Origin of the sequence: Psychromonas arctica DSM 14288 (assembly GCF_000482725.1) — a bacterium.
Lineage (GTDB): Bacteria > Pseudomonadota > Gammaproteobacteria > Enterobacterales > Psychromonadaceae > Psychromonas > Psychromonas arctica.
On the sequence record NZ_KI519477.1, the window covers coordinates 402,109 to 425,584 of the forward strand.

At 38.5% G+C, this 23,476-nt stretch carries 19 protein-coding genes; 5 read left to right on the forward strand and 14 right to left on the reverse strand.

Going from position 1 to position 23,476, the window contains the following annotated elements; translation table 11 throughout:
* Positions 1 to 410 precede the first annotated feature (410 nt).
* From rpoC to H592_RS0113420, 11 genes are all read right to left on the reverse strand, one after another.
* The gene (gene rpoC, locus H592_RS0113370; protein WP_028869208.1) at positions 411 to 4,631 is read right to left on the reverse strand and encodes a DNA-directed RNA polymerase subunit beta'; all 4,221 of its coding nucleotides are present in this window, start codon (positions 4,629 to 4,631) and stop codon (positions 411 to 413) included.
* 75 nt (positions 4,632 to 4,706) lie between these two features.
* Positions 4,707 to 8,741 carry a DNA-directed RNA polymerase subunit beta gene (rpoB, locus tag H592_RS0113375; protein ID WP_028869209.1) on the reverse strand — a complete coding sequence of 1,345 codons (4,035 nt, stop codon included), beginning with the start codon at positions 8,739 to 8,741 and terminating at the stop codon, positions 4,707 to 4,709.
* A gap of 320 nt (positions 8,742 to 9,061) precedes the next feature.
* Positions 9,062 to 9,427, reverse strand: a complete 366-nt coding sequence (rplL, locus tag H592_RS0113380) for a 50S ribosomal protein L7/L12 (RefSeq protein WP_028869210.1) — start codon at positions 9,425 to 9,427, stop codon at positions 9,062 to 9,064.
* A 43-nt stretch (positions 9,428 to 9,470) separates the two neighbouring features.
* Positions 9,471 to 9,974 carry a 50S ribosomal protein L10 gene (gene rplJ / locus H592_RS0113385; RefSeq protein ID WP_028869211.1) on the reverse strand — a complete coding sequence of 168 codons (504 nt, stop codon included), beginning with the start codon at positions 9,972 to 9,974 and terminating at the stop codon, positions 9,471 to 9,473.
* Between the two features lie 266 nt (positions 9,975 to 10,240).
* On the reverse strand, positions 10,241 to 10,945 hold the full coding sequence (gene rplA / locus H592_RS0113390) for a 50S ribosomal protein L1 (RefSeq protein ID WP_028869212.1): 705 nt from the start codon (positions 10,943 to 10,945) through the stop codon (positions 10,241 to 10,243).
* Between the two features lie 4 nt (positions 10,946 to 10,949).
* On the reverse strand, positions 10,950 to 11,378 hold the full coding sequence (gene rplK, locus H592_RS0113395; RefSeq protein ID WP_028869213.1) for a 50S ribosomal protein L11: 429 nt from the start codon (positions 11,376 to 11,378) through the stop codon (positions 10,950 to 10,952).
* Positions 11,379 to 11,674: 296 nt separating this feature from the next.
* Positions 11,675 to 12,223, reverse strand: a complete 549-nt coding sequence (gene nusG / locus H592_RS0113400; RefSeq protein WP_028869214.1) for a transcription termination/antitermination protein NusG — start codon at positions 12,221 to 12,223, stop codon at positions 11,675 to 11,677.
* A gap of 9 nt (positions 12,224 to 12,232) precedes the next feature.
* Positions 12,233 to 12,613: a preprotein translocase subunit SecE gene (gene secE / locus H592_RS0113405; protein WP_028869215.1), complete on the reverse strand. Its 381-nt coding sequence runs from the start codon at positions 12,611 to 12,613 to the stop codon at positions 12,233 to 12,235.
* 358 nt (positions 12,614 to 12,971) lie between these two features.
* Entirely contained in the window at positions 12,972 to 13,439 is a 468-nt protein-coding gene (locus tag H592_RS22325) for a YeeE/YedE family protein (RefSeq protein ID WP_037071773.1), read from the reverse strand.
* Positions 13,440 to 13,862 carry a YeeE/YedE family protein gene (locus tag H592_RS0113415; protein WP_028869216.1) on the reverse strand — a complete coding sequence of 141 codons (423 nt, stop codon included), beginning with the start codon at positions 13,860 to 13,862 and terminating at the stop codon, positions 13,440 to 13,442. It abuts the gene before it with no gap.
* Between the two features lie 37 nt (positions 13,863 to 13,899).
* Complete coding sequence (locus tag H592_RS0113420; protein WP_037071775.1) at positions 13,900 to 14,193, reverse strand: ArsR/SmtB family transcription factor; 294 nt, start codon at positions 14,191 to 14,193, stop codon at positions 13,900 to 13,902.
* A 230-nt stretch (positions 14,194 to 14,423) separates the two neighbouring features.
* Here H592_RS0113420 and H592_RS0113425 point away from each other — a divergent pair, with 230 nt between their 5' ends.
* A complete protein-coding gene (locus H592_RS0113425) occupies positions 14,424 to 16,127 on the forward strand; it encodes an FAD-dependent oxidoreductase (RefSeq protein WP_028869218.1) in 1,704 nt (567 codons plus the stop codon).
* A gap of 157 nt (positions 16,128 to 16,284) precedes the next feature.
* On the opposite strand, the gene H592_RS0113430 is transcribed toward H592_RS0113425, so the two are convergent.
* Both H592_RS0113430 and H592_RS0113435 read right to left on the reverse strand, forming a co-directional pair.
* Positions 16,285 to 16,833, reverse strand: a complete 549-nt coding sequence (locus H592_RS0113430) for a sugar transferase (protein WP_028869219.1) — start codon at positions 16,831 to 16,833, stop codon at positions 16,285 to 16,287.
* A gap of 15 nt (positions 16,834 to 16,848) precedes the next feature.
* Positions 16,849 to 17,814, reverse strand: coding sequence for an NAD-dependent epimerase/dehydratase family protein (locus H592_RS0113435; protein ID WP_028869220.1), 966 nt, complete (start codon positions 17,812 to 17,814; stop codon positions 16,849 to 16,851).
* Positions 17,815 to 17,995: 181 nt separating this feature from the next.
* On the opposite strand from H592_RS0113435, the gene H592_RS0113440 reads away from it, so the two are divergent.
* The 4 genes from H592_RS0113440 (at position 17,996) to tnpB (ending at position 22,980) form a co-directional block, all read left to right on the forward strand.
* A complete protein-coding gene (locus H592_RS0113440; RefSeq protein ID WP_245600423.1) occupies positions 17,996 to 19,816 on the forward strand; it encodes a polysaccharide biosynthesis protein in 1,821 nt (606 codons plus the stop codon).
* 250 nt (positions 19,817 to 20,066) lie between these two features.
* A protein-coding gene (locus tag H592_RS0113450) for an IS3 family transposase (protein WP_156916121.1) occupies positions 20,067 to 21,235 on the forward strand; the annotation gives its coding sequence in 2 pieces (ribosomal slippage) (positions 20,067 to 20,328 and positions 20,328 to 21,235; 1,170 coding nt in all).
* Positions 21,236 to 21,523: 288 nt separating this feature from the next.
* Positions 21,524 to 22,633, forward strand: coding sequence for an XcbB/CpsF family capsular polysaccharide biosynthesis protein (locus H592_RS22330; protein WP_051369163.1), 1,110 nt, complete (start codon positions 21,524 to 21,526; stop codon positions 22,631 to 22,633).
* Between the two features lie 125 nt (positions 22,634 to 22,758).
* On the forward strand, positions 22,759 to 22,980 hold the full coding sequence (tnpB, locus tag H592_RS22335; protein ID WP_245600424.1) for an IS66 family insertion sequence element accessory protein TnpB: 222 nt from the start codon (positions 22,759 to 22,761) through the stop codon (positions 22,978 to 22,980).
* 111 nt (positions 22,981 to 23,091) lie between these two features.
* Here tnpB and H592_RS0113465 read toward each other — a convergent pair.
* A partial coding sequence (locus H592_RS0113465; protein ID WP_028869224.1) for an IS66 family transposase occupies positions 23,092 to 23,476 on the reverse strand: 385 nt, incomplete at its 5' end.

A 23,476-nucleotide genomic window follows, 5' to 3' on the forward strand; every position in this document is an offset into this window, starting at 1 on the left:
ATAAACAGAATAATCACGAAGGACACAGAGAGTACGAAGATTGATTAATCATATAAAAAGTAACGAATATTAACGCGAGTAAATGTCCATTCTGTAGATATGTTGCAAATCGTGCGCTTATAAATCACTAAGGACTTTTCCTTCGTGTTCTTCGCACCTTTGTGGTTAATTGCTTTTAATTTGTTGCTTTTATTCTTTCTAGATCCCCATATACAGCTAAGCATTTATCACCCCGCTTCAAACTAAAATTTCAGGCATAAAAAAAGGTGCCGAAGCACCTTTTTTATTTAAACATCATTTTAATTACATGAGGAATCGTTACAAAATAACTTTCTCTAAATTGTTTTCAAAAAACCTTAAACACTGATTATTTTGAAAACAAAAGTTCAAATAATTTTTGAAGCCGATCCTTATTCACCAAAATCAACGGCGTTTAGTAAGTCAGCTAAGTTTTGCTCAGCTGCTTCAACATCGATGATTGGCTCTTCAGTTACAGGTTCAAGCTCTTTCGCTTTAGCTGCAGCACGAGTACGGTGATGTGCAAAACCAGTACCAGCTGGAATCAAGCGACCTACGATTACATTCTCTTTCAAGCCATGTAATTGGTCACATTTACCTGCAACAGCTGCTTCCGTAAGAACGCGCGTTGTTTCCTGGAAAGATGCCGCTGAAATAAATGATTCAGTTGCTAGTGATGCTTTAGTAATACCTAGTAACTGGTACTCAAACTTAGCTAAGTTTTTGCCTTCAGCTTCTAAGCGACGGTTTTCAATGATAACACGTGCTACTTCAGCTTGTTCGCCGACTAAGAACTGTGTATCACCCGCATCAGTAATAGTACATTTACGTAGCATTTGATTAACGATAACTTCAATGTGTTTATCATTAATTTTTACACCTTGTAAACGGTATACTTCTTGTACTTCGTTAGTGATGTAGTTAGCCACTGGGCTAATACCACGTAGACGAAGGATGTCATGAGGAGACTCAGGACCGTCAGAAATAACCTCACCTTTTTCAATCTTCTCACCTTCGAAGATGTTTAGGTGACGCCATTTAGGAATCATCTCTTCGTAAACATCACCATTTGCTTGAGTGATCACTAGGCGACGCTTACCTTTGGTTTCTTTACCAAATGCTAACGTACCAGATACTTCAGCAAGAATAGCGGCATCTTTAGGTGTACGAGCTTCAAATAAGTCAGCTACGCGAGGTAGACCACCCGTGATATCACGAGTTTTCGAACTTTCTTGAGGGATACGAGCAACCGCATCACCAACTCGTACTTGAGCACCATCTTCTAGGCTAACGATTGCTTTGGCAGGAAGTGCATATTGCGCAGCAACTTCAGTACCAGGAATGAATAAATCATTACCTTTAGCATCAACTAATTTAGCCATTGGACGCATTTCTTTACCTGCACTTGGACGCTGTGCAGGGTCAATAATAACAATACTTGATAAACCAGTTAGTTCATCAGTTTGTTTATTAATAGTAATGCCTTCAATAAAGTCTAAGAACTCAACCGTACCTTCCACTTCCGTAATAATTGGATGTGTATGCGGGTCCCAGTTAGCAATGATTTCGCCAGCAGTGATTGCTGCACCATCTTGCTTCTCAAGAACAGCACCATAAGGTAGACGGTGATTCTCTTTAGTACGACCTAATTCATCAATAACGGTTAGCTCAGTTGAACGAGACGTTACAACTACTTTGCCATCAGAGTTAATTACAAACTTAGCGTTATGTAATTTAACTTTACCAGTATTTTTAACTTGGATATTGTTTTCTGATGCAGAACGCGATGCTGCACCACCGATGTGGAATGTACGCATCGTTAACTGTGTACCAGGTTCACCGATAGACTGAGCGGCCATAACACCAACTGCTTCGCCTTGACCAACCATGTGTCCACGAGCCAAATCACGACCGTAACATTGTGCACAAGCACCAAAGTCAGTATTACAAGTAATAACAGAGCGAACCCATACTTGGTCAACCGATGCTTCTTCGATTAAGTCACAGTATTTTTCATCAAGTAATACGTTACGTGCGATTAAGACTTCGTTATCAGTACCTGGTTTAATGATGTCACGAGCAACAACACGACCTAGTACACGTTCACGAAGTGGTTCAACAACGTCGCCACCTTGAATTAACGGAGTAACTAACAGACCTTCAGTACTACCACAATCTTCTTCAGTAATAACTAAATCTTGAGCAATATCAACAAGACGACGAGTTAGGTAACCCGAGTTTGCTGTTTTAAGTGCGGTATCGGCTAGACCTTTACGTGCGCCATGCGTCGAGATAAAGTACTGAAGTACGTTTAGACCTTCACGGAAGTTAGCCACGATAGGCGTTTCGATGATTGAACCATCTGGTTTAGCCATCAGACCACGCATACCGGCTAGCTGACGAATCTGAGCAGCACTACCACGTGCGCCCGAGTCGGCCATCATGTAAACGCTGTTAAACGAATCTTGCTGAACTTCTTCACCTTTCGCTGTTAAGACTGTGTCTTTAGAAAGATTTTCCATCATCGCTTTAGCCACTTGCTCATTCGCACTAGCCCAAATATCGATAACTTTATTGTAACGCTCACCCGCAGTAACAAGACCAGCTTGGAATTGCTCTTGGATTTCTAGTACTTCAGCTTCAGCTTCTTCAACTAAGCGTTTCTTAGCATCAGGAATAACCATGTCGTCGATACCTACAGAGGCACCTGACAATGTTGCGTACTCAAAACCTGTGTACATCAATTGGTCAGCAAAAATAACAGTGTCTTTAATACCTAGTAAACGGTAACAAGCATTTAGCACATTAGAGATTGCTTTTTTGCCCATGTTCAAATCAACGTGCTCGAATGGTAAACCTTCAGGCATAATTAAAGATAAGATGGCACGACCAATCGTCGTTTCAACTAAACCAGTTGTTGATGTACGAGATTTATCTTCTGCAATGTGTACCTGTGTCATACGAACTTTAACAATTGCTTGCAAGTCGACAACGCCAGCACGATATGCTTTTTCAGCTTCTTTTGCATTTTTGAAGTACATGCCTTCGCCACGCGCATTAATACGAGTACGAGTCATGTAGTACAAACCTAATACAACGTCTTGTGACGGTACGATAATCGGCTCACCATTTGCAGGTGATAGGATATTATTCGTAGACATCATTAACGTACGAGCTTCAAGCTGCGCTTCAATTGTTAACGGTACGTGTACCGCCATTTGGTCACCATCGAAATCGGCATTGTATGCCGCACAAACCAATGGATGTAATTGAATCGCTTTACCTTCGATTAATACAGGTTCAAATGCTTGGATACCTAGTCTGTGAAGTGTTGGTGCACGGTTAAGTAGCACTGGATGTTCACGGATAACACCTTCTAGGATGTCCCAAACTTCACCACCTTCACGGTCAACTAATTTCTTAGCTGCTTTAATAGTAGTAGCAAGACCTAATGCTTCTAACTTACCGTATACGAATGGTTTGAATAGCTCTAATGCCATCTTCTTCGGAAGACCACATTGATGTAAACGTAGCGTTGGACCCACTGTGATTACAGAACGACCAGAGTAATCTACGCGTTTACCTAGTAAGTTTTGACGGAAACGACCTTGCTTACCTTTGATCATATCTGCAAGCGATTTTAGAGGACGTTTGTTCGAACCTGTAATAGCTCGGCCACGACGACCATTATCTAATAACGCATCAACAGATTCTTGTAGCATACGTTTTTCGTTACGTACGATGATATCTGGTGCAGCTAGTTCTAAAAGACGTTTTAGACGGTTATTACGGTTAATAACACGACGGTATAAGTCATTTAGATCAGACGTTGCAAAACGTCCGCCATCTAGCGGTACTAGAGGACGTAAATCAGGTGGTAGTACTGGAAGTACTGTTAAGATCATCCACTCTGGTTTGTTTGAAGACTGGTGGAAAGATTCAACCAACTTCAGACGCTTAGTTAATTTCTTACGGCGAGTTTCAGAATTAGTTGTTTCTAATTCTTCACGCATACCTTTGATTTCGTGCTCTAAATCTAGTTGCTTAAGTAGTGCAAATACGGCTTCAGCGCCCATCATTGCGTCAAACTCATCGCCCCATTGCTCTAGATTGTCCAAGTACTCTTCTTCAAGAAGAATTTGGCCACGCTCAAGATCAGTCATTCCTGGTTCAACAACCACGAAAGATTCAAAATAGAGGATACGTTCGATATCACGTAACGTCATATCTAGCATTAAGCCGATACGAGACGGAAGTGATTTAAGGAACCAAATGTGTGCAACAGGTGATGCTAATTCGATGTGTCCCATACGGTCACGACGAACTTTAGCTTGAGTAACCTCAACACCACATTTTTCACAAATAACACCACGATGTTTTAGGCGCTTGTACTTACCACATAAACATTCGTAATCTTTAATTGGACCAAAGATACGTGCACAGAATAAACCTTCACGTTCAGGTTTGAATGTACGGTAGTTAATGGTTTCTGGTTTTTTAACTTCACCAAAAGACCATGAACGGATCATTTCTGGTGATGCTAAACCGATTTTAATACCATCGAATTCTTTGGTTTTATTTTGTTGCTTTAAAAACTTGAGTAAGTCTTTCACGCTACTCTCCCATAGGAGTTAAAACTAGGCGTCTCAAAAAACCGAGACGCCACATATTTTCAACTAAAACGAATTTTAGTTAGATTCATCTAGCTCGATATTGATGCTTAATGAACGGATCTCTTTCAACAATACGTTGAATGATTCAGGCATGCCTGGTTCCATTCTATGGTCACCGTCTACGATGTTTTTATACATCTTAGTACGACCGTTAACATCATCCGATTTAACTGTCAGCATCTCTTGTAGAGTGTAAGCAGCACCGTAAGCTTCTAGTGCCCATACTTCCATCTCACCAAAACGCTGTCCACCGAACTGAGCTTTACCACCAAGTGGTTGCTGAGTAACCAAGCTGTAAGAACCTGTTGAACGTGCATGCATTTTGTCATCAACTAAGTGATTTAGTTTTAACATGTACATATAACCAACGGTTACTGGACGTTCAAATGGGATACCCGTACGGCCATCAGTTAATTGTAACTGACCAGACTCAGGTAAATCAGCCATGCGTAACAATTCACGGATTTCGCTTTCGTGTGCGCCATCAAATGCTGGAGTCGCTACTGGTAAACCTTTGTATAGGTTTTTAGCAAGACGTAATACAGCTTCGTCATCGAAGTCATTTAAGTCAACATGACACGGAGCATCACCGAATGAGTAAAGTTTTTGTACATATTCACGTACTTTGCTGATTTCAACTTCACGCTGATCTTTGATCATACGCTCTAGTTTCTCACCAACACCTTTACACGCTAGACCTAGATGTGTTTCAAGAATCTGACCGATGTTCATTCGTGATGGTACACCCAATGGGTTAAGTACGATATCAACTGGAACACCAAACTCATCGTGAGGCATATCTTCTACAGGTACGATGTTTGAAATAACACCTTTGTTACCGTGACGGCCGGCCATTTTATCACCTGGTTGTAGGCGACGACGTACCGCTAAGTAAACTTTAACAATTTTTTGTACACCTGGTGCTAAATCATCACCTTGTGTAATCTTACGACGTTTAATATCAAACTCTTTATCGTAGTTTGCTTTAATTTCGTCGTGTTGTGCATTGATTTGATCTAAAAGCGTTTGCTTCTCATCATCAGAAAGCACGATATCAAACCACTGAGCCTTAGGCATTTGTAGTAGACGCGCTTCTTCTTGACCAGCAGAAACTAATAGGTTTAATGCTTTTTCGTAAATAGAGCCTTCTAAAAGTTTAAACTTCTCAGTTAAATCTTTCTTCGCCGCTTTTAACTGCATTTCTTCAATTTCTAGTGCACGCTTGTCTTTCTCAACGCCGTCACGAGTAAAGACTTGTACGTCAATTACTGTTGCGTAAGTTGAGTTAGCTACGCGTAAAGAGCTGTCTTTAACGTCAGACGCTTTTTCACCGAAGATTGCTCGTAATAGTTTTTCTTCTGGCGTAAGTTGAGTTTCACCTTTAGGTGTTACTTTACCTACTAAGATATCACCTGGTTTAACTTCAGCACCTACATAAACAATACCAGACTCATCTAGTTTGCTTAGTGCAGATTCACCAACGTTAGGGATATCGGCCGTGATCTCTTCAGTACCCAATTTAGTTTCACGTGCAATACATGAGAACTCTTGGATATGGATCGTAGTAAAACGATCTTCTTGAGATACACGCTCAGAAATAAGGATTGAATCCTCAAAGTTGTAACCATTCCAAGGCATGAAGGCAATCTTCATGTTTTGACCAAGTGCTAAATCACCCATATCAGTCGATGGACCATCGGCTAATACGTCACCGCGAACAATTGGCTCGCCAGGTTTACACGTTGGTTTTTGGTTAATACATGTATTCTGATTCGAACGCGTGTATTTAGTTAAGTTGTAGATGTCGATACCGGCTTCACCAGCAACTAATTCATCATCAGCAACTTTAACTACGATACGAGATGCATCAACGTAATCAATTGTTCCGCCACGTTTTGCAATAATGGTTACACCAGAATCGATCGCTAGACGACGTTCTATACCTGTACCTACTAATGGCTTATCAGCACGTAGTGTTGGTACAGCTTGACGTTGCATGTTTGCACCCATTAAGGCACGGTTAGCATCATCATGTTCTAAGAACGGGATAAGTGACGCAGCAACAGAAATGATCTGTTGTGGTGACACATCCATGTAATCAATGTCGTTTGGTCCCATGAAGGTAGTTTCACCTTTATGACGACACTGGATCATATCTTCGTTAAGCATGCCATTTTCATCAAGACCGGCAGATGCCTGTGCGATAACAAATGTACCTTCTTCGATAGCTGATAAATATTCAACTTGATCAGAAGGTTTACCATCGATCACTTTACGGTAAGGTGTTTCTAAGAAACCGTAACTGTTAGTACGAGAGAAAGTAGCTAACGAGTTGATAAGACCGATGTTTGGTCCCTCAGGTGTTTCGATAGGACATAAACGACCGTAATGCGTTACGTGTACGTCACGTACTTCAAAGCCAGCACGTTCACGTGTTAAACCACCAGGGCCTAAGGCAGAAATACGACGTTTGTGTGTTACTTCTGATAACGGGTTATTTTGATCCATAAACTGAGACAGTTGTGATGAACCAAAGAACTCTTTAACAGCAGCTGAGATAGGTTTTGCATTGATCAGATCTTGCGGCATAGTCGCATCAAGGTCGCCTAAAGATAGACGCTCTTTAACAGCACGTTCAACACGTACTAGACCAACACGGAATTGGTTTTCAGCCATTTCACCTACACAACGAATACGACGGTTACCAAGGTGATCGATATCATCAACTTCGCCATTACCGTTACGGATATCGATCAGTGTTTTCATTACACTTAAGATATCTTCGTTAGATAGAATGCCAGGACCTACATCGCCTTCAATGTTAACACGACGATTGAACTTCATACGACCTACTTTAGATAAGTCATAACGCTCTTCTGCAAAGAATAAGTTTTGGAATAAACCTTCTGCAGCATCTTTTGTTGGTGGCTCACCAGGACGCATCATACGGTAAACTTCTACTAACGCTTCTAAACGGTTAGTTGAAGAATCAACACGTAATGTATCCGAGATAAATGCACCACAATCTAATTCATTAGTGTAAATCGCTTCGAATTTTTTAATACCTGACTGCGCTAGCTCAGCTAATAATTCAAGCGTAAAGATATCATTAGCATTAACAATGATTTCACCAGTTTCGCTGCTGATGTAATCTTTCGCTGATACTTTACCTTCTAGATGTTCAAATGGTACTTCAATATGTTGTACGCCGTCTTTTTCAAGTTGACGAATATGACGAGCAGTAATACGCTTGCCTGCTTCAACATAAGTTGTACCTTTACTCACGATGTCAAAGTTAAACTGCTCACCACGTAAACGGTCTGCAATTAATGCCATCGTAATAACACCATCTTTAACAACAAACTGAGTTGTATCAAAGAAGATATCTAGGATTTGTTCTGTTGTGTACTCAAGTGCACGTAACATGATAGTCGCAGGTAATTTACGACGGCGGTCAATACGAACAAATAAGTTATCTTTCGGGTCAAACTCAAAATCTAACCAAGAACCACGGTAAGGGATAACACGTGCGTTATATAACACTTTACCCGAACTGTGTGTTTTGCCTTTATCATGATCAAAGAAAACACCAGGTGAACGATGTAATTGAGAAACAATAACACGTTCAGTACCATTGATTACAAAAGTACCGTTTTCTGTCATGAGTGGCATTTCACCCATGTAAACTTCTTGTTCACGGATATCTTTAACCGTGCCTGCTGGCGCATCACGATCATAAATAACAAGACGTAGTTTTACACGTAAAGAGGCAGAGTATGTCACTCCGCGGATTTGGCATTCTTTTACATCGAATACAGGTTCACCTAAGCGGTAGCTTACGTATTGTAGCTCCGAAGTGCCTGAGTAACTTGCGATAGGAAAGATGCTGTTAAAAGCAGCTTGTAAACCTACTTCGCCAGTCGGATCGACTTCAATGTATCGTTTGAATGAATCTAGTTGAATCTCCAACAAGTATGGTTTTTCCATTACTTGTGGGCGTTTCCCGAAATCCTTACGAATACGTTTTTTCTCAGTATAAGAGTAACCCATGTGGTTCCTTTGCTCGCTGATTAAATTGGTCATAGTTGTCTTACTTGGCTTGAAACTTATTGCATGACAACGGCGGCACATTATTTTGGTGTTAATGATGTTTTAAATGTCGTTATTGTTTCTGTTTGAGCCTGTTTTTAAGGCGCAGCTTATATCGCTGACTTTATCGTTCGAAACAATATGGCAATAACATCACCTTAAGCGTCCGATGACCGTAAAAAATAATGATAAATCACGGTATCCTATAGCGCAAAAAGGCCGGTGATTAAATAATCACCAGCCAGTGCCATTTTCATGGCTAATAAGTTAGAAAATCTAACTTATTTAAGTTCAGCAGTTGCACCGATTTCAGCAAGCTCTTTCTGGAAAGCTTCAGCTTCGTCTTTCGAGATGCCTTCTTTCAATACAGCAGGGCAAGATTCAACAGCGTCTTTCGCTTCTTTCAGGCCTAGACCTGTAATAGCACGAACAGCTTTGATTGCTTTAACTTTGTTCTCACCGAAAGCAGTAAGTACAAGGTTGAATTCAGTTTGCTCAGCAGCAGCTTCGCCAGCAGCAGCAGGACCTGCAGCAACAGCAGCAGCAGATACACCGAATTTTTCTTCCATTGCTTCGATTAGTTCAACAACTTCCATTACAGATAGTTCTGCAACAGCATCAATGATTTGGTCTTTAGTAAGAGACATGAGTCAATTCCTATATATAGATTATAAAATGGTATTACAGCAATTACGCTGCAGATTCTTCTTTCTGGTCGCGAATTGCAGCCAGAGTACGTACAAGTTTGCCCGCTGCAGCTTCTTTCATAGTAGCCATCAGTTTCGCAATTGCTTCGTCGTAAGTTGGTAATGTCGCTAAACGGTCGATTTGATCGGCTTCAATAAATTCGCCTTCAAATGCTAGCCCTTTAATTTCAAACTTTTCATTAGCTTTAGCAAAGTCTTTTAAAAGACGTGCTGCTGCACCTGGATGTTCGTTTGAAAAAGCAAGGATAGTAGGACCTGTAAACGTATCTGCCAGACATGCATAGTCAGTACCTTCAACTGCACGACGTGCTAATGTATTACGAATTACTCGTAAAAATACACCGTTTGCACGTGCTTTTGCACGAAGTTCAGTCATTGCACCTACTGTTACGCCACGTGAATCAGCGACAACAGCAGACAGAGCGCCTTTAGCAGCTTCGTTGACTTCAGCAACAATAGCTTGTTTGTCTTCGAGTCTTAATGCCATTTGGTTTTACTCCTGGATTCCACTAGGTTTTACCCTAGATAAACACCCTCACCTAATGGTGAGGCACTATTTTGGTTTCGGATCCAGTAGAATAATCTTTCTGGGGTCCGGTACCGTCTACGCAGGAAATTAAGTCAAATCAGAGATTTAACACCTGCGGTCTAAGAAGAGACCTAAGGCCCTCCAAAGTAAGGTCGCATATTATACAAACAATATGCCACCTTGTATAGTGACTTGATGATTAATCATCAAATCACTACAAAAAATTACGCTACTACTGTTACTAGAGTTGCTTGGTCAACTTTAAGACCTGCACCCATAGTTGTAGATAGAGAAACTTTCTTAATGAATTGACCTTTAGCACCTGATGGTTTGCCTTTTTTAAGCGCAATAATCAAAGCTTCTAGGTTTTCTTTAATCTGTTCAGCAGTGAACGTTGCTTTACCGATTGTAGAATGGATAATACCATTCTTGTCGTTACGGTAACGAACCTGACCAGCTTTAGCATTTTTAACTGCATCAGCAACGTTAGGTGTAACAGTACCAACTTTCGGGTTAGGCATTAGGCCACGTGGACCTAAGATTTGACCTAATTGACCAACAACACGCATAGCGTCTGGTGATGCAATTACTACGTCAAAATCCATTTCGCCAGCTTTAACTTTAGCAGCAAGATCGTCCATACCAACGATATCCGCACCAGCAGCTAGAGCAGCTTCTGCGTTAGCGCCTTGTGTGAATACAGCAACACGAACTTCACGACCAGTACCGTGTGGTAATACAGTTGCGCCACGTACGTTTTGATCACTACGACGAGGATCAACACCTAGGTTAACTGCAACATCAATGCTTTCGCTGAATTTAGCTGTAGCAAACTTTTGTAAAAGTGCTACTGCTTCATTGATATCGTATTCTTTAGTTCCGTCAACTTCTGCACGGATAGCTGTCATGCGTTTAGATAATTTAGCCATTGTATTAACCCTCTACTTCCAGACCCATAGAACGAGCAGAACCCGCAATACAACGTACCATCGCTTCAAGATCGGCACCCGTTAAATCAACTTCTTTCGCTTTAGCGATTTCTTCAAGTTGAGCAACTGTTACTTTACCTACTTTATTTTTGTTAGGTACAGCAGAACCAGATTTGATGCCAGCAGCTTTCTTAAGTAAGTAAGATGCAGGTGGAGTCTTAGTTTCGAACGTAAAAGAACGGTCAGCATATACTGTAATTACTACAGGAACTGGCGCGCCTTTTTCTTGAGCTTCTGTTTTTGCATTGAATGCTTTACAGAATTCCATGATGTTAACACCGTGTTGACCAAGTGCAGGACCAACTGGTGGTGACGGGTTTGCCATACCAGCTGAAACTTGCAGCTTGATATATGCGGTTACTTTCTTAGCCATGATATATTACCTTTGTTTGGGTATAACGCTGAAAAAACTCAGCTTCCCGATGAATACATAAGTGACTGCATTATTGCAGCCTACTCGATCCTATTGAATTTGCCGTGTTAACTAAAGTTCTCACCACAAATAAAATGGGCGGCGAATTATAACTGTAAGCCACCTCATTTCACAAGATCTTTTGGTGTTTTTTTAACCTAATAACAATTACAGGTGATTAAAAAACAAAAAGCCAATAAGAATAACCTTATTGGCTTAGATACGCGTTAACAAATAACTGGTTTGTTATAAATTAATTAGCTTTTTTCAACTTGAGAAAATTCAAGTTCAACTGGTGTCGCACGACCAAAAATAGAAACCGATACTTTTAAACGGCTCTTATCGTAGTCAACTTCTTCAACGGTACCAGAGAAGTCAGCAAATGGACCATCACTAACACGAACCACTTCACCTGCTTCAAACAAGGTACGTGGACGAGGTGTATCGTGAGACTCTTGTAAGCGGTTAAGAATATTATCCACTTCTTTTTGTGAGATAGGAGCAGGACGTTCTGCAGTACCACCAATAAAACCCATTACACGGTCAATACTTTTTACTAAATGCCAGCTATCGTCATTCATTGCCATTTCAACTAAAACGTAACCAGGGAAGAACTTACGTTCACTTTTACGTTTTTGGCCAGCACGCATTTCAACAACTTCTTCAGTTGGGACTAAGATTTGTCCAAAGTGCTCTTCCATTTCATTTAAACGGATGTGCTCAACTAATGTTTTTTGTACACGTCCTTCATACCCAGAAAAGGCTTGGACTACATACCATCTCTTTTTTTGAACTTCTTCAGTCATAATAAACCCTTAAATAGAGGTAGTGATAAACGCGATGAGGCGAACGAAAATGCCATCAAGACCCCACAATATCAATCCAACAATGGTTGATACCGCTAAGATGATTAATGTAGTTTGTACTGTTTCTTGGCGAGTTGGCCAAACAACTTTACGCACTTCAAGGCGCGCATCTTTAGCAAAACCAATAAACGTTTTGCCTTTTTCAGTAAATGCAGCAGAAAGAACGGCTAAAGCAGCTAATAATAAAAGTACTGCTACACGTAATACAACATGCGTTTCTTCGCCATATAAATAATTACCAACAATGATTGCTGCTAATAATAAAACGGTGATCGTCCATTTAACTCCATCGAATGAGCTTTTGCTGTTTTCAGAATTTACTGTTGTCATAACGCTTTTTATCCACTGTTAAAATTAATAATACCGACCCTAGCATCAGTTGCTAAGAGGTAAAACAACCACCTATTTAAAGCGATTGTTTAGTAGGTGAAAGACTGCTTTTATATTAAGCATAAGTCGTCACCTAAAAATAAAGCACGTAAGTATAAGGATTTTTCTGTCTTTTGTAACCTGATTATATACAAAAATAACAATTCTTATTGATAAAAGATAAACAAGCTACTTTTCTCTTACATCATCACCTAACCATCGCCTCTCTCAAACAAAGTATTGAGGTGGTTTATCTTATTAATTGAATCTAGGTTTTATATTAACAAACATTAACCTTACACCATAGCGATGACTGTAATTAATGCCCACGCTTAGTAGTAAACAACGAACAAACTCTGCCCACTAAATATTGATTAGCAAGCTGCATCCCTAAAAGCATAAAAACAATAAACACAATTATAACAGGATTAACTGAACTCAGACTAGACACTGCAGGACCAGGGCAGAACCCAGCTAGCCCCCATCCAATGCCAAATATGCTAGCACCAAGAATTAATGGCGCATCCACTTTTGTCTTATGGCTTAATTGCAAAGGTTCACCATTGATAGCTGTTTGGCGTTTTTTAATTACACCGTGATAAATAGGCGTGAACACTAATAGCGCTCCTCCCATCACAAAAGCAAGGCTAGGATCCCATGCTCCCGTTACATTTAAGAAAGCGGTCACTTTATTAGGATCAACCATTTCAGAAATCACCATGCCAGCACCAAATAACAACCCCGCTACCGCTGCAACTGCAATACGAAATAAAGATGAATAGTGCATTTATATAGCTCCGAATAATTGACGAAAATAAACAACCACTATTGCACTAATAATAAACACGACAGTAGCAACAATAGATCGCACCGAAAAACGTCCCATACCAACAATGCCATGACCACTAGTACAACCATTACCTAGACGGGTGCCCACACCCACGAGTAGACCCGCTAACGCTATCAATAAGTAACTATCGGGGCGTAAAGATGGTAAATTAATATCAAAGGGGGCGATAAAAATAGCACTCAAAATCATCGCAATAATAAAAGCAGCACGCCAAGCTGTATCCCCTTTTTTAGGCTGTATCAAACCATTCACAATGCTACTAATACCCGCAACTTTACCACTAAACAACATGAGAATGGCGGCAGATAAACCTAACAACATTCCCCCCAATAATGCATGCCAAGGTATTGAAAACGTCATATATTTCTCTCAATTAAGTTGATTAAACCAGTTTTACTTAAACACAAAAAATCCCATGCAAACTTATAATTAACGCTTTAATGCGTGGGTCTGATAAGGAATAAAATACCTGCTGCGACTCTTTACGCACATCAACCAAACCATTTTTACGTAACACCGATAATTGTTGTGAAAATGCCGACTGACTTAATTCAGACCCGGCTTGTAATTGAGTGACCCCAACTTCCCCTTCGATTAATTGGCACAACACCATGAGACGCTCTTGGTGGGCCATGGTCTTTAACAACTCAGCCACTTCACCAGCGCGTAACTTCATTTCATCGAGTTCCATGAATTTCACCTTATACGATTTATTTATTGTAAAAGAATACTGACCACATTGACATTAGTCAATGCTTATTTAGAAAAAGCTAAATTAGATAAAGTTAAATTAGACAAAGCTAATTTAATAATTTATAGTTTTTGTAAATTCAATCACGACTAGTGGTTAATAAATAATGATCAACGATCAATAAAATCTCACCATCAAGTTAATAATGAGCAATACGGAGTAAATTGGATATGACAAAAATTGTAATTATCGGTGGCGTTGCTGGAGGGGCATCAGCAGCAGCACGCGCAAGACGTTTAAGTGAAGATGCACAAATTATTATGCTTGAACGAGGCCCATTTATCTCTTTTGCTAACTGTGGATTACCGTACCATGTAGGTGGAGATATTAAGGATCGCAATCAATTATTACTACAAACTCCGGAAAGCTTCTTAGCTCGTTTTAACGTTGATGTACGACCATTGTCAGAAGTTATTCGCATTAACCGCAACGAAAAAACAATCACCATTAAAAACCTCAATGATGGCAGTGAATATACTGAAAGCTATGACTTTTTAGTATTAAGTCCAGGGGCAGCTCCGATCGTACCTAATATTCCGGGGATTGATAATCCATTAACGCATTCACTGCGTAATATTCCCGATATGGATAACATAATCAATACCATCAAATACAATAAACCTAAGCATGCGACCGTGGTAGGCGGAGGTTTTATTGGATTAGAGATGATGGAAGCATTTCATCAATTGGGCATTAAAACCACCTTATTGGAATTAGCAGACCAAGTGATGACTCCAGTAGACAAAGAGATGGCTGGATTTGCTCATCAAGTGATCCGCGATCATGGTATAGACTTACGTCTAGGCGTTGCATTACAGGGTGTTGAATATATTAAAAATGATCACATCGCTAATCAAGACATTGGTGAAAGTATCGACAACCAACATTTACAAGGCGAACTGAACCTCAGTTTAAGTAATGGCGAACAACTGATCACGGATATATTGATTATGGCCATTGGTGTTCGACCTGAAACCAGTTTAGCTAAACAGGCTGGATTAGACATTGGTTTATTAGGTGGCATTAAAACCAACCTACAATTACAAACCAGTGATCCTGTTATTTATGCCGTTGGCGATGCCATTGAGGAACAGGACTTTGTAACAGGTAAACCAACAATCGTCCCTTTAGCCGGCCCTGCAAACCGACAAGGACGCATGGCTGCTGATAATATGTTTGGTCGCAATCAAGATTATCAAGGTACTCAAGGCACAGCTATTTGTAAAATATTTGATTTAGCGATCGCTTCAACGGGTCAAAATGAAAAGCAACTTAAACAAAAAGGTATTAACTACGAGAAAGTATTTGTACACACTGCAAGCCATGCTAGTTACTATCCAGGTGCAGAAATAGTCTCATTTAAAATGTTATTTGACCCACAAACAGGAAAAATTCTAGGTGCTCAAGCCGCAGGTAAAGATGGTATCGACAAACGAATCGATATCATGGCTGTCGCGCAACGAGCAGGCATGACAGTGGAGCAACTACAACATCTAGAACTGACTTACGCACCACCATTTGGTAGCGCTAAAGATGTTATCAACCAAGCAGCTTTTGTAGCCTATAACCTTATGATTGGAGATACTAAAGCCATACATTTTGATGAAATTGATCACTTAACTGACCAACAAATATTATTGGATGTACGTACTTCAGGTGAACTAGAAGTGTTAGGGAAAATTGGAGAAGCTATCAACATTCCAGTGGATGAGCTACGCCAACGACTACACGAACTACCAAAGGACAAAGAGATCATTATCTATTGTCAAGTTGGCTTACGTGGCAATGTTGCTTATCGTCAGTTAGTGAATAACGGCTTTAAAGCACGCAACTTAATTGGTGGCTACCGCACTTATAAATTTTCCAAAACTTAGGGGATTTAACCTATTTCGTATTACCACAGAATGTTGTGGTAATACGATTTATAATTTTTTTACTGAGGATAAGAGATAATAAAAAATTTTAAAAATACAATATTCGTTCTGTTCATATACAAGTAAAAAGTATCAACTTTACAATAAGAAACAGTTATTATTTAACCCTATCTCCTGATCCACTACCTGTTAAAGTAGCAAAGATGTAATAAAAATAATCTTTGATTGTGATGGTCTGGATCATTTTATTGTCCCATTCAGCTAAAAGAGCTGGTGTCGACATATCAATTTCGTTTATTTGTGCCAACCCTGTAATACCAGGACGCATATTATAAACGTTAAGTTTTTCACGTTCTGTTATTAAGTCGGTTTGTTTGAATAAACCAGGACGAGGCCCTACTAAGCTCATTTCGCCTTTTACAACATTGATAAGTTGAGGTAACTCATCTAATTTAGTTTTTCTCAGAAAATGCCCAAGTTTAGTAATATTCGCTTTATCTACTTCATGGGTAGCAACAGAAACAGTTTCTACTGACATCGTTCTTAATTTAATTAAAGTAAAGGGTTTTTTGTATCGACCAACCCGTGTCTGTAAAAAAATGGGGGAGCCAGTATCAAAGTAACCAACAATAACAAGTACTAATAAAATAGGCCATAAGCAAAGCAAACCGAATAAAGAAAATATAAAATCGAAGAGTCGTAACATTTAGTTTACCTAATATTAATTTGAAAGTGTAAGGTGATAATTTACTGTTCGTTCAATTCCTTGCTCCCAAGTGATTGAAGGGCTCCAGTTTAATAATCGTTGAGTTTGGCTCATATCAACTTGAAGCGAGCCACATAATCGCTGCGCTATTTTTGGCTTATTAGTTATTTTTGCCGCCATCCAGAACCAACTCATTGGAATCGGCAATAGAATACAATAAGACTTTGAAACTTTAATTATTTGAGAGAAAATCTCACTGACTGAGACGTCATGACCATCTGATACTAATAAAATTTGATTAGCAGCGTTAGGGTGTTTTGTACAAGTTAAAATCAAATCTACTAAATTATCGATATATACCATACTGCGTTTATTATTGATTGCGCCCAGAGGAAGCGGGAAATTACCACACCCCCACTTCATCATACTTTGAAAGTTACCTTTAACTCCAGGACCATAAACTAATGGAGGACGAATAATGACCACTTCCATACTCGTTTCTTTTGCTAACGCGGTTAATGCTTGTTCCGCTTTATACTTACTTATTCCATATGGGTCATTAGAAGCTTCGTCTACCTGCACCTGAAACTTACTTCCATTTAGCGTTTCCTCTCCATTAACTTTAATTGTACTAATAAAGATAAAACGTTCAACACCTGCTTGTGCAGCTTGCTTAGCAAGATTTATTGTTGCATGAAAATTTGTTTCATCATAATTCAGTTGAAGACTCTCCTGCTCTTCAACCATCTGGTGAACTCGAGCAGCGCAATGTACAATACAATTGACATCAACGAGTGCTTCTTTCCAATCAAACTCAGAAACAAAATCCCCTTTGTGCCATTTTACTTCAGGATGTGTTGACTTCATTCGGTTCAATTTTGTATCTCGTGCAATAGCACTCAATTGATAATCTTGAATGGCAGCCAAACTAAGTATGCGACTTCCTAAAAAACCTGTTGCACCAGTAACTAATAAGTTCATTTATATACCACTTTTAGATTATTTTTATTGTAAATCTGATTATTGCTCCCAATTTTAACGTAAACTCCACGTAGTAAAAGTAAATAAAGCGGTTTACAATTCTTTCTTTCTCCTCAAGTTGTTTTCAAGTATGTATAAGACCATAAAAAAATTACTCTCAATTCCTCGTTATCAGAAGCGAATGTACATAGCACTATATGACATAGTGGCCATAACAGCTTCTTTGTATTTTGCAGTCTTCGTTCGTTTAGGAACGACTAACTTTAGCCTTGGATATCCCGAGCTAGGGAGTTGGTTAGCAACCGTTTTGGTCACTATTGCTGTTTTTATAAAGCTTGGTATGTACCGTGCAGTTATTAGATATATGATGGTTGCGGCACTGGGATATATTTTCCTAGCTGTTTTTGCTTCTACGATTACCTTAATGATATCTAGTTTTTTCTTCAATACTTTTGTACCTAGAAGTGTACCTTTTATATTCGCTGGCTTCGCTATTTTGAGTTTAGGTGCTCCAAGAATACTGATCCGTAATTATTATTACCAGTTCCATCGCCGTAACAAGCCCAATGTTTTTATCTATGGGGCTGGGTCTACAGGTAGGGATCTAGCTTACTCATTAACTAATGGTGAGGATTACAACCCTACCGTATTATTTGATGATGACGATAAAAAGATAGGTCAAATTATATATGGTTTACGAGTACATTCTTACGCTGATTTTTATAAGTTACAGCATTTATACCAACCCGTTAAATTACTAATTGCAATTAACAATATAAGTAAAGAAAAACGTTTACATCTAGTTGATAAACTATCGGAATGGCCTATAGAACTACAATCAGTACCATCGGTTGAAGATATTGCGACTGGCCGTTCGAAGATCGATGAGATTAAAGATTTAGATATTGCAGACTTGTTAGGCAGAACAGCTGTTGAACCAGAACTTGATTTGCTAAGCAAGAATATAGTTAATAAATGTATCATGGTTACTGGAGCAGGAGGTTCAATCGGCTCTGAGCTATGTCGTCAAATTATTACCTTAAATCCTAAATTAATTGTTTTATTCGAATTGAATGAATACAACTTATATAAAATTGACCAAGAGCTACAATCAACTAAAAAACATTTAAAACTTGAAACAATTATTATATCAGCGCTTGGTTCTGTTCAACGTCAAAATAGAGTTGAAAAACTAATGAAAGCCTACAATATTGAGACCGTATATCACGCTGCGGCTTATAAACATGTACCTATAGTTGAAGATAATATTGTAGAAGGTATACGTAATAATGTTTTCGGTACTTTAAGTGTGGCACAAGCAGCAATTAACACTGGTATTAAAAATTTCACGCTTATATCTACTGATAAAGCGGTAAGACCAACCAATATTATGGGAGCAAGTAAGCGCTTAGCAGAGCTCGTTTTACAGGCTCTTTCAGAACAAGATAATCAAACTTGTTTTACCATGGTACGATTTGGCAATGTATTAGGCTCTTCAGGTTCTGTTGTACCTTTATTTAAACAGCAAATTCGACAAGGGGGGCCCGTTACTGTCACTCACCCGGACATTACTCGTTTCTTTATGTTAATCCCAGAAGCTGCGCAACTAGTCATTCAAGCTGGCGCAATCGCCAACAATGGCCAAGTGTTTGTATTGGATATGGGAGAGCCAGTTAAAGTCTTAGACTTAGCTAAACGGATGATCCATTTAATGGGTATGACTGAACGCACCTTGAAAGAAAATGGAGAGAAAAAGCCAGGTAATATTGAAATTAAATTTAGTGGTTTACGTCCAGGTGAAAAGCTATATGAAGAATTACTAATAGGGGATAATGTAACAGGTACCTGTCACCCCAAAATAATGACCGCTATGGAAAAAAAGCTATCATGGGATGAAATGCAAATAATATTACAAAGGCTTGACCAATGTTGTCATGACTTTGATAGTGAATGCCTAAAGCAGATCCTACTTGAAGCACCAATAGGATATATGCCTAAGTAATTATCTGTTGTTTAGATATCGATAGGATATGGATAATAATTCAAGCAACATAAAATTCTGTCCCCGTTCAAGAATACTTTCTATCACCTGTCTATAAAGGTAACTCATGAACACCATCTTAAATCAAAGCCTCTTTCAATTTCGAATCCCTTGTTCAGGAGTATGATTCAGAGCATCACAATCTAGTTGATGTGGTTTAATTGATTCGACTAACCCAGTTAAGACATAATTGATTTAACTGGAGATTGAAATGAAAACACGTAAAACCTATTCAAAAGAATTCAAACTTGATGCGATAGCATTGGCAAGGGAGCAAAATTACAGTACTGCTGAAGCGGCTAGAAATTTAGAGGTTACTCCTCAGATTCTTGGACGTTGGATAAAAGAAGCAGAAAATGACGATGGCCATGCATTCAGAGGAAACGGTAAGCTCCCCCCTGAGCAGGAAGAGATCCGCAAGCTAAAAGCACAAGTCAAACGCTTAGAAATGGAACGTGAAATATTAAAAAAAGCGACGGTCTTCTTTGCCAAAGAAACGAAGTAAAATACACGTTTATTGCCGAAAATAAGAAGATCTGGCCTGTGATATTGATGTGTCACGTGTTGGGTGCGAAAAATAATAATTACTACAGCTATCAAAAGCGGAAGTCTCAGCTACCTGTTAATACAGAGCATCAAGAGATGTTGCAATGGGTCAAGAATATTGCCGAATTTAGCGATAACACCTATGGTGAAAGACGCATTCAAAAAGCATTAAATGCGCTTGATTTCCCCGTTGGGCGTAGGAGAACAGCACAACTGATGAAAGAAGCAAACGTTTGGGTACGTTATAAGAAAAAGTATAAAGCAACAACCAACAGCGACCACAAGAAGCCTGTATATGATAATGAACTTAAACAGGATTTCGATGTTCAACCTCCTAATCAAGCATGGGTACAGGATATTACATATATATGGGCTTCTGAAGGATGGTTGTATTTAGCTGTCATAATAGACCTCTATTCTCGTAAAGTTGTTGCTTGGAGTATGGGTAGCAGAATGAAAGCACAACTTGTTTGTGATGCGCTAACCATGGCGATATGGCAACGAAAACCTAAAGCAGGATTGATAATACACTCAGATCAAGGCATTCAATATGCAAGCCATCAATATAGGCGGATACTGAGGTTACATAAGTTTGTAGGCAGTATGAGCAAAAAAGGATGTTGCTGGGATAATGCAGTAGCAGAAAGCTTTTTCGGCAGTTTGAAACAGGAAAGAGTCCACTGGCGTAATTACCGAACGCGTTATACAACTCAACAAGATGTGTTGAATTACATCACGATGTGGTACAACAGCCAGCGAATGCATTCATACTTAAATTATCAAAGTCCCAATGAATTTGAGCGTATTGATAAACCATTAAAAGAAGCAGCTTAAAGAACTTAACTAGGGAAACTAAATTCAGTTGACCAGGTCAAGTTGTATTTATTTTTGATAGGACGAGTTATATGGAATTAACTTCTAGTTTTTGCTTAAAACTCAAATCGGCATCAAAGAACCTTTAGAATAAAAATAAGGGTTTTAATATAAAAACGATTAAATTAATAACATTTTAATTGATATCATCATACATTTTATGTTATCGCTCTTAGAGCATAACTTATTCAGTTCTAATTAGAGATCCTCAAAAATAACAAATAAATGTTACAAATAGGCGCACAAATCATGAATGAAAATTATAGTCAAAATATCAATATGGAAAGTATAAAAATCACACTTAAAAATATAGACAAAATAATAATAAATTTTAAATTAGATCAAATAATTTTCGACAAGTCAGAATTAGGTGAAACAGAGCAAGAAAGAATTGACTATAATTTATACGCGAATGCTAGGAAATATCCAAAGGTAAAAGATTTCGTTATCAACTTAGCAAATAATGGGTTTTATATGACAGCCCATTCTCAAGGAATATCAACCTTTTCAAGTATTTCTAATATAGATAAGTTTTCTGAATTGGCTAAAATAAAAAAACAAAGATTCAATAATATCTTTTTCGATTTAGAGCTTTTAAATACTAATGAAAAAAAGCAAAATCTATTAGTGATCTTTTCTTCAGTAGCAGATTTTCCATATAACGCAGATATCTCACGAAGAAATTTTTTTCCTAACTTTAAATCTATATATAAATATATACCATATAATACAAACATATTGAGAATTTCTGATATTGGAGGAGTTGTTGGCAGTTTTTATCTCAATAATAACTTTAATCTTCAAGTTGAAAGCAATATACAAACTCTTTTAAAAAAGATAGCAACAGATCTTTCTATAGCAAAAGAAAATATAGTGTTATACGGAGTATCCAAAGGAGGAACAGCGAGTCTTTATCATGGAATATTGGGAGGTTACAAATGTGTAGCTGTGGATCCAATAGTATGCGATGAGTATCATCAAAAAAAACATCAAGACTCACACTTTACTATTGGTACATTTCCCGAAAGTAAAAAAGAAAAATTTAAACAGTTAATGAACCAAAATATACACGAGAATGTAAATATTATATATTCAAAAAACTCACCAATATTCAAAGATATTGAATCAATAATAAAATCAAATGATAAATACAAAAAAATAAATTATTTTAATATTGAACATCCAAAAATAAAAGATCACCCTGATGTTGGTCCAAATACAATAAATATACTGATGTTAATTATTAATAATTTATTTTATGAATTTTACAAAAAAAAGACAAATAAAAAAAATACAAAAGTACTTAAATTTTACATAAGTAAATTTAAAAAAAAATTAAAAATAATTTTTAATTTTTAATTTTTAATTCGAGACTGTAATAAAAACTATTCAGGTCTAATTGAACTGGACACTTTAATTTTGGATAATATTATCCACTAAAGAGGTGAACATGAATACGAGAAGGCAATACAAAACTTATACCAGTGAATTTAAAACTGAATCGAGATAAATTGAAAATACTATTCTGGGATACCAACGGATTCTGTCTATACTATCGACGGTTGGAGAAAGGTCACTTTATGTGGCCAAAGCCAGAAAAACAAGGCGCTATACATATTACCAAGCAACAATTGAGTTGGTTGTTATCAGGGTTATCACTCGATCCCCCTAATGCTCGCTATCCTCTTAATGGCTTAGAAGTGTGACCGCTGAAAGTGACTCCAACACTTTCACTGGTGTAGTGAGCGCTTACCCTTTGTGATGCCTTAACAATGGCTATATGGCAACGAAAAACGTAAGCGTCTAGCGAACCACACCTACAATTTAATATTCCATGGCAACAAGCTATCGATATCGGGCTCTGGTTTGCACAGTTCATCAAGGCAAGCATTGACGTAATCAAATGGGATCAGACCATTTGCCTTGGCGGTTTCTACAATACTGTAAAGTGTCGCACTAGCATGGGCACCATTGGTCGTTTGGCTAAACAACCAATTCTTTCGGCCTATCACAAACGGTTTTACTGCTCGCTCTGCCCGATTGTTATCAATACTTAATCGACCATCATCTAGGTAGCGTATCAGCTTGTGCCATTGATTGGCTAGATAGTTAGCGGCTTCTATTAGCTTGCTGTTACCGACTAATTGTCGCTGATTCTGTTCAAGCCATGTGTTTAGCTTATTAAGAATAGGCAAACTATCT

What these genes read in the sequence shown, in the direction of transcription:
- nusG (WP_028869214.1), bottom strand. Translation starts at nt 12,223, where the DNA reads ATGACTGAAGAAGTTCAAAAAAAGAGATGGTATGTAGTCCAAGCCTTT.
- rplL (WP_028869210.1), bottom strand. Translation starts at nt 9,427, where the DNA reads ATGTCTCTTACTAAAGACCAAATCATTGATGCTGTTGCAGAACTATCT.
- H592_RS0113440 (WP_245600423.1), top strand. Translation starts at nt 17,996, where the DNA reads ATGTACATAGCACTATATGACATAGTGGCCATAACAGCTTCTTTGTAT.
- rplK (WP_028869213.1), bottom strand. Translation starts at nt 11,378, where the DNA reads ATGGCTAAGAAAGTAACCGCATATATCAAGCTGCAAGTTTCAGCTGGT.
- H592_RS22325 (WP_037071773.1), bottom strand. Translation starts at nt 13,439, where the DNA reads ATGCACTATTCATCTTTATTTCGTATTGCAGTTGCAGCGGTAGCGGGG.
- secE (WP_028869215.1), bottom strand. Translation starts at nt 12,613, where the DNA reads ATGACAACAGTAAATTCTGAAAACAGCAAAAGCTCATTCGATGGAGTT.
- H592_RS0113435 (WP_028869220.1), bottom strand. Translation starts at nt 17,814, where the DNA reads ATGAACTTATTAGTTACTGGTGCAACAGGTTTTTTAGGAAGTCGCATA.
- H592_RS0113425 (WP_028869218.1), top strand. Translation starts at nt 14,424, where the DNA reads ATGACAAAAATTGTAATTATCGGTGGCGTTGCTGGAGGGGCATCAGCA.
- H592_RS0113430 (WP_028869219.1), bottom strand. Translation starts at nt 16,833, where the DNA reads ATGTTACGACTCTTCGATTTTATATTTTCTTTATTCGGTTTGCTTTGC.
- H592_RS0113420 (WP_037071775.1), bottom strand. Translation starts at nt 14,193, where the DNA reads ATGGAACTCGATGAAATGAAGTTACGCGCTGGTGAAGTGGCTGAGTTG.
- rplA (WP_028869212.1), bottom strand. Translation starts at nt 10,945, where the DNA reads ATGGCTAAATTATCTAAACGCATGACAGCTATCCGTGCAGAAGTTGAC.
- H592_RS0113415 (WP_028869216.1), bottom strand. Translation starts at nt 13,862, where the DNA reads ATGACGTTTTCAATACCTTGGCATGCATTATTGGGGGGAATGTTGTTA.
- rplJ (WP_028869211.1), bottom strand. Translation starts at nt 9,974, where the DNA reads ATGGCATTAAGACTCGAAGACAAACAAGCTATTGTTGCTGAAGTCAAC.
- H592_RS22330 (WP_051369163.1), top strand. Translation starts at nt 21,524, where the DNA reads ATGAATGAAAATTATAGTCAAAATATCAATATGGAAAGTATAAAAATC.
- rpoB (WP_028869209.1), bottom strand. Translation starts at nt 8,741, where the DNA reads ATGGGTTACTCTTATACTGAGAAAAAACGTATTCGTAAGGATTTCGGG.